A 2,974-nucleotide genomic window follows, 5' to 3' on the forward strand; every position below is an offset into this window, starting at 1 on the left:
GCCCCGGCCCCGGCCCCGATCCAGCCGGCCGTTCCGGACGCGCCCCAGTCGCGTTGAACGCCGCGATCGAATCGGAACGACGCAGCCGCGCCGTTCGATCGGGCAAAGGAAACTTAACGCTCCCGCCCTAGGCCGGCCCAATCCAGCATTGTGCGAATTCCGTGGGAATCGCGCGGTGCGGGTGGCATGCCGTTTGGCGAATCGCCCAGCCTTCTCTATGGACCGAGGCCCATGACGCGGTACGTTTTCATCACCGGCGGCGTGGTCTCCTCGCTCGGCAAGGGTCTGGCCTCGGCGGCGCTCGCGGCGCTGCTCCAGGCGCGCGGCTACTCGGTCCGCCTGCGCAAGCTCGACCCCTACCTCAACGTCGACCCGGGCACGATGAGCCCGACCCAGCACGGCGAGGTCTTCGTCACCGACGACGGCGCCGAGACCGACCTCGACCTTGGGCATTACGAGCGCTTCACCGGCGTCCCTGCGACGCGCGCCGACAACATCACCACCGGCCGGATCTACCAGGACATCATCGCCAAAGAGCGCCGCGGCGACTACCTCGGCGCGACGATCCAGGTGATCCCGCACGTCACCAACGCGATCAAGGACTTCGTTCGCGACGGCAACGACGCCTTCGATTTCGTGCTCGTCGAGATCGGCGGCACGGTCGGCGACATCGAGGGCCTGCCGTTCTTCGAGGCGATCCGCCAGCTCGGCAACGACCTGCCGCGCGGCTCTACCGCCTTCGTGCACCTGACGCTGCTGCCCTACATCCCGTCCGCCGGCGAGCTGAAGACCAAGCCGACGCAGCACTCGGTGAAGGAGCTGCGCTCGATCGGCATCCAGCCCGACATCCTGCTCTGCCGGTGCGACCGGCCGATACCCGCCGACGAGCGGCGCAAGCTCGGGCTGTTCTGCAACGTGCGCGAGACCGCGGTGATCGAGGCGCGCGACGTCGCCTCGATCTACGACGTGCCGCTCTCCTACCGCGAGGCCGGCCTCGACCGCGAGGTGCTCGCGCATTTCGGCCTCGCCCACGACGGCGAGCCGGACCTCTCGCGCTGGCGCACGATCTCCGAGCGGGTGAAGAACCCCGAGGGCGAGGTCACCATCGCCATCGTCGGCAAGTACACGGGCCTGAAGGACGCCTACAAGTCGCTCACCGAGGCGCTGATCCACGGCGGCATCAGCCATCGCTGCCGCGTCAACCTCGAATGGATCGAGGCGGAGGTGTTCGAGCGCGAGGACCCGGCCCCGTTCCTCGAAGGCATCAACGGCATCCTGGTGCCCGGCGGCTTCGGCCAGCGGGGGGCGGAGGGCAAGATCCGCGCGGCGCGCTTCGCCCGCGAGCGGAAGATCCCGTATTTCGGGATCTGCTTCGGCATGCAGATGGCGGTGATCGAGGCGGCCCGGTCGCTCGCCGGCGTGCCGGACGCGAACTCGACCGAGTTCGGCGACACGGCCGAGCCGGTGGTCGGCCTGCTCACCGAGTGGCTGCGCGGCAACGAGCTGGAGCAGCGTGCGGCCGCCGGCGACCTCGGCGGCACCATGCGGCTCGGCGCCTACGATGCGACGCTGCACCCCGACACGAAGATCGCCGGGATCTACGGCAGCACCCACATCTCCGAGCGCCACCGCCACCGCTACGAGGTCAACATGGCCTATCGCGAGCGGCTCGAGGCCAAGGGCCTGCGCTTCTCCGGCCTGTCGCCGGACGGGCTCCTGCCCGAGACGGTCGAGCATGTCGGCCACCCGTGGTTCATCGGCGTGCAGTTCCACCCGGAGCTGAAGTCGCGTCCCTTCGCGCCGCATCCGCTGTTCGAGGGCTTCGTCGGCGCCGCGATCGAGCAGAGCCGCCTGGTGTGAGGCGGGACCGCCCGCGATGACCTCGATCTCGGGGCTGCCCGCCTTCCTCGGCTACGGCGCCATCGTCTGCGGGCTCGTGGCGCTCTACCTCGGCGTCTACCTGACGGCGACGGCGCACCGCGAGATCGCGCTGATCCGGGCGAACAACGTCGCCGCCGCCACCGCGCTCGGCGGCAGCCTGCTCGGCTACGCGCTGCCGCTGGCCGTGGCGATCTACAACGCGCAATCGGCCCTCGACTGCGTGATCTGGGGCCTCGTCGCCCTCGTCGTGCAGATCCTGATCTACTTCCTGGTCCGGATCGTCCTGCCCGACCTGTCCCGGCGGATCGCGGCGGGCGAAGGCGCCGCGGCGATCCTGCTCGCCTCGGCGTCGCTCGCCGGCGGCGTGATCGATGCGGCGGCCATGACCTACTGACGAGCCCGCGATCGAAATCCGCCGAGCGAGCGGCGCCAGGCGTCGCGGATCGCGCATCGGGCGCCGCGGCGGGGCCGGCCGGCGAAGCTTGACGATCTTCTCAAGGGCCGCCGGCGTTCCTACATCCGGGCCTCGCGGCGTTCTGCCGCCTGGGAGCCGGGCCGTCCGAGACGGTCCGAACGATCATGGCCTCGTCCATCGAACGGTCCTCGAAGCGCTCGACCACCGTCGCGCTCGTCCTCGTCGCCGGCGCCGGCGCCACGGCCCTCGCGCTCGGGCGGTACGATCCCTCGCAGCGCGAGGAGGATGTCCTGGTCTACGGCGGTCCCGACGCCTGCATCCGCGGCGGCATTCGGACGGAGACCGATTGCCGGAGCACCTACGCCACGGCGCTGGCGGCCTATCCGGAGGCGGCGCCGCGCTACCTCTCCCTGGCCGATTGCGAGGGGCATCACGGCACCGGGCATTGCGTCGACGGAACCGCCGTGGCGACGAGCGCGGCCGGCCGCTTCGTGCTGATGCTGGCCGGCTACGTCATCGGCCGCCGGATCGAGCAGGCCCTCGAGCCGCAGCCCGTCTACGATCATCGCCCCGGCCAGGCCAAAGCGGCGTATTCCGGATCGGGCGGCTACTGCACGAGCTGGGGCGGCCGCGTCGTCACCGGAAGCGGCGGTGCGTCGTCGCGCGCGCGCGTCGCCT

The 2,974-nt window shown here is 70.8% G+C and carries 3 protein-coding genes; all 3 read left to right on the forward strand.

The window, feature by feature from the left end; genetic code table 11:
- Window positions 1-231 precede the first annotated feature (231 nt).
- Window positions 232-1,860, forward strand: a complete 1,629-nt coding sequence (locus FV230_RS26685) for a CTP synthase (protein WP_147729175.1) — start codon at window positions 232-234, stop codon at window positions 1,858-1,860.
- A gap of 16 nt (window positions 1,861-1,876) precedes the next feature.
- Window positions 1,877-2,275 carry a DUF350 domain-containing protein gene (locus FV230_RS26690; protein WP_147844526.1) on the forward strand — a complete coding sequence of 133 codons (399 nt, stop codon included), beginning with the start codon at window positions 1,877-1,879 and terminating at the stop codon, window positions 2,273-2,275.
- 185 nt (window positions 2,276-2,460) lie between these two features.
- The coding region (locus FV230_RS26695) for a DUF1190 domain-containing protein (RefSeq protein WP_147844527.1) at window positions 2,461-2,974 on the forward strand (514 nt) is incomplete at its 3' end.

The organism is Methylobacterium sp. WL6 (assembly GCF_008040095.1).
GTDB lineage: Bacteria > Pseudomonadota > Alphaproteobacteria > Rhizobiales > Beijerinckiaceae > Methylobacterium.